The organism is Vibrio sp. V31_P5A7T61 (genome assembly GCF_009904895.1).
GTDB lineage: Bacteria > Pseudomonadota > Gammaproteobacteria > Enterobacterales > Vibrionaceae > Vibrio > Vibrio metschnikovii.
Map to the genome: position 1 here is coordinate 1 of NZ_WXWI01000039.1, position 3,791 is coordinate 3,791.

Consider the following 3,791-nt stretch of genomic DNA (forward strand, 5'->3'; position numbering starts at 1 on the left):
TCAGAGCTCCAACCTCCGACCGCAAATACCTTATCGCCTACTTTCCATACATCAGAATTGCCCCATTGAACAACATGACTAGTAGCGGGGAAAGAGCCGCAAAATTCATTAAATTCATCGTAATTCATATTGTTCATCCTTGAAGCACATAACGCCGCATTAAGGTGTGAGCAACGCTACCTCGATACTTAACCATACCACCGTAAACACAAAACCCAACGATTAGCACCGAAAATGCCAAGCGTTGGGAATCACTCTTAAATGCTTTGTTAGGGCTACGATACCCAGCAATTACTTTCTAGTCGTGATAAAGCTTTCTTGAGATACTTTTCTTTAATTGAAGCTTTATGGTCATTCCATTGATAGATGAATAACTTGATTGAGTCGAAGTCATTTGGACTATAACCCTCATGCTTAACAACCCAGTGAACCGTAGATAACACTTCCATACTTAGTGGTGTTTCATATCCGCGTATCAGTTTCTCAACTTTACAAATAGCCTCATCACTTTCTGGATGGTTAGATAAATATTCTTCCGCTGCATCGAGTGAGTTATTAATGATAGAGATCCTTGATTTGGCAACACGGTCTCCAAAACCACTAATAAAATGTCCATCTATATGGCTCAACACATGGTTCAAATTATCGGCATACGGTCCAAAATTGTGAGCTTCATACTTCAGTTTAAGGTCAACTCCCGCTTCCTGGAGGAAGTATGCTAATTTCTGAGCTTCCAATTTAGTACACTCATAACCTTTAGAAGAATAAATACCCAATAGCTTAAGTAATAATGCTCGACCTTTGGTCATATTCGGTACTTTAGTATTAATTACAATATCTTTAGCATCCGGACTACCAAGTGGCTCATAGATATTAATAGAAACATCTTGAATACTACCGAGCTTATCGATAATCATCGATTTTACCGTTGACCACTCCAATCCACCCAGACCTGCGCCTAATGGTGGAATTGCAATAGACTTAATACCGTATTCTTGTATTTTAATTGCTAAATCATCTAAGCCGGATTCAATATACTCATACTTTGACTTACCTTTCCAATGATCTTTAGTAGGAAAGTTAATAATAATTTTACGGTTAAACATGTCACCTTGCTCAGTGACAAACATCTTTCCTATTTTAACCTCTTTACGGTCACAAGCTGATTTATACTGTTTAAAGTTATCCAAAAATGCCTTTTTAAACTGTAAAGCAAGACCTTTCCCCATAACACCAACACAATTTACGGTATTCACTATTGCTTCAGAGTCATCAATTATTATATTTCCAATTCTGTAACTAATCATAACCCCTCCGCTAAAAATACCAACCAAGCTTAATTTCTACGCTTGGTTTGTGTGCAAGATGTTGAATCAAGCTTTCAACACGATCTTTCATAGTCTGATTATAGACCCCAATGGTTTCTATGAGTTCCCAATCTAGTTTGGAGTGAACAAGGAACTCGGACTGCCTTAAGCGACTACCATCTACGAAGTTGTTCCAGTATTTCGCATTGACAACATTCCAAGGCACTTCTGAAAGTTCAGTGAGGTCGTTATAGTAATCTGTCAGCGCCATAATTCCATGACCATCAGTAAATACAAACAACTTTCCAGCCCCATCAACCGTTTGAGCCGTTGTTTTAAAGAAAACAACTTCGCGCATATCGACACCTGGGATTTTTCCTCTATGTACCGCATAAAGCATTGGGGACAGACTATTAAAGTAAAAAGGCACATAGTCATGGATCACACCACCAGGATCAACTGGGACTTCAAAGCTCTCCCTATGCCCTTGGACACTCTCATATGCTGAGCTTTGGTAAGTAATCGAACTCGAATCAACACCATTCTTACAAATTATCCCTCCTGAACTAATCAAACTTGAGAGGTTTGAAATGTGCGTAAAATGATAAATCGGTGTTGGTAACGGAACTTGTGCCACTGAACTTTCCTTAAAAACTAGAATTTCGCAATTATACGGGACCAAACACTTAGACGCTATAGTCACATGCTGACAAGTAGCCCTAACGCCCGGTTAAGGGGTGAGCAACGCAACGACCAACTCACCGCACAACACCGTAAATCACAAAAATCAACGCATTACAAAAATGCTGCGCGTTGTGAATCCCTCTTGAACCGTTTGTTATATTTTCGTTCTCAACCCTAATGTGATCGAGAGCTTAAGATCAACGAAAAACCATCAACAAACTGATACTTCTCGACTTTCTAAAACCGTAGCAGCTTTGGCTCGCTCAATAATTTTTAACAATACCGATTGAATTGATTCATCTTCACGAACATCTTTATCACTCGTAAATCGCTGAATTTGCGGTTCAGCATTTTCTTCAGCAATAAAAGTGATGACTACTTCGGTAGCGAAATCTGTCGTTTTGCCAAAATATTCTAAAGATATTTGCGGATAACCTTTGAAACCTCTTTGTACTCGTTTCAATATGCGTTTTTTCGCTTTATCCACGTTCATCATGAATCCTTTTGATTGCTGAACTTAAAAAAATATAACGCCGCGTTAAGGGGTGAGCAGCGCAACTACCAACTCACCGCACTGCACTAAAAACCAATAAAATCAACGCATAATGAAAATGCTGCGCGTTGCGAATCCCTCTTAAACGCTTTGTTATGTAACAATATTTTCCATCATGTATATGTGATCAGCATACATTTGACCACCGATTTCATAAGCATCAGGAATTACACTATGTAATGTGAATCCACTTTTGATTAACACTTTTTCTGAACCAAGATTACCTTCTGTAACCACAGCGGAGAAATTTTTTAGACCAAAATACTTTCGGGAATATTCAACTAAAGCTCGTAATGATTCAGTCGCATAACCTCGACCATGGAAGTGAGTTAAAAACATGAAACCAACTTCAACCGCTCCATTCTGGATGCAATAACCTGTTATACCTACTTTGATACCCGTTTCTAATTCGGAAACAACCAAACAGCACCAATGGTTAGAATCTGGTGTCCATGGTTCAAGCCTAGAACGAAATTTAGACTGAATTTCCAACAACGTCGGCTCATCGAAGCAAAGTGAAATAACCTTTGGATCGGTATGAAGAATTTGAAATAGAGGCCAGTCCGCTTCTGATATCGGAGACATCACTAAACGATCTGAAAATATTTTTTCCACTGAACCTTCCTTGTTACATAACGCCGCGTTAAGGGGTGAGCAACGCAACTACCAACTCACCGCATTACACTAAAAACTAATAAAATCAACGCATAACGAAAATGCTACGCGTTGCGAATCCCTCTTGAACGCTTTGTTATGTGATTTTGCGCTTGAGCTCTATTTCTTGCTCTTTGAACAATACATAATCACTAGCTTTTCTACTTTTAGCCGCCGTAAACCATTGAATCCCCGTTCCATCTAAGTGATTAAATTCCAAACGAAACTCGTATTTATTACTGCTAACAAAACCCAAAAAAGCACCGAACAAAAATGCTATGAATGGCAAAAAAGACGCAAAAGCTAATCCATATTCCTGATGTTCTGATGGGATAAAGATAAAAAGTAAACTCGATGAAATTGCACCCAAAAGGAGCATTCTCAAAAGATGGTCTTTGAACGTCAAAACTTTCACTTCAACACCAACAATTCGGCTTAAATCATAAGCATCTGAATTTACTTTCAATTGATTATTTAATTGTTGAATTACCACTGAATTAGCCACTTAATTCTCCTTTCTGTAGCTGAATTTACAATATCACATAACGCCCGCTTAAGGGGCTGACAACGCTACTACCAAGTTTCCGCATAAC

6 protein-coding genes are annotated in these 3,791 nt (G+C 38.7%); all 6 read right to left on the reverse strand.

Annotated elements, in window-relative coordinates:
* Window positions 1-128: MmcQ/YjbR family DNA-binding protein (locus tag CAG58_RS16935; RefSeq protein ID WP_443084102.1), on the reverse strand; the 128-nt coding region annotated here is incomplete at its 3' end.
* A 147-nt stretch (window positions 129-275) separates the two neighbouring features.
* Window positions 276-1,307: a type II toxin-antitoxin system antitoxin DNA ADP-ribosyl glycohydrolase DarG gene (gene darG, locus CAG58_RS09740; RefSeq protein ID WP_161425771.1), complete on the reverse strand. Its 1,032-nt coding sequence runs from the start codon at window positions 1,305-1,307 to the stop codon at window positions 276-278.
* Between the two features lie 10 nt (window positions 1,308-1,317).
* Complete coding sequence (darT, locus tag CAG58_RS09745; RefSeq protein ID WP_161425772.1) at window positions 1,318-1,944, reverse strand: type II toxin-antitoxin system toxin DNA ADP-ribosyl transferase DarT; 627 nt, start codon at window positions 1,942-1,944, stop codon at window positions 1,318-1,320.
* Window positions 1,945-2,202: 258 nt separating this feature from the next.
* A complete protein-coding gene (locus tag CAG58_RS09750) occupies window positions 2,203-2,484 on the reverse strand; it encodes a hypothetical protein (RefSeq protein ID WP_202598256.1) in 282 nt (93 codons plus the stop codon).
* A 153-nt stretch (window positions 2,485-2,637) separates the two neighbouring features.
* Window positions 2,638-3,129 carry a GNAT family N-acetyltransferase gene (locus CAG58_RS09755; RefSeq protein ID WP_154171254.1) on the reverse strand — a complete coding sequence of 164 codons (492 nt, stop codon included), beginning with the start codon at window positions 3,127-3,129 and terminating at the stop codon, window positions 2,638-2,640.
* A gap of 166 nt (window positions 3,130-3,295) precedes the next feature.
* The gene (locus CAG58_RS09760; RefSeq protein ID WP_202598257.1) at window positions 3,296-3,703 is read right to left on the reverse strand and encodes a hypothetical protein; all 408 of its coding nucleotides are present in this window, start codon (window positions 3,701-3,703) and stop codon (window positions 3,296-3,298) included.
* Window positions 3,704-3,791: the final 88 nt, after the last annotated feature.

Coding starts and splice junctions, on each gene's coding strand:
- CAG58_RS09755 (WP_154171254.1), bottom strand. CDS start 3,129: ATGTCTCCGATATCAGAAGCGGACTGGCCTCTATTTCAAATTCTTCAT.
- darG (WP_161425771.1), bottom strand. CDS start 1,307: ATGATTAGTTACAGAATTGGAAATATAATAATTGATGACTCTGAAGCA.
- CAG58_RS09750 (WP_202598256.1), bottom strand. CDS start 2,484: ATGAACGTGGATAAAGCGAAAAAACGCATATTGAAACGAGTACAAAGA.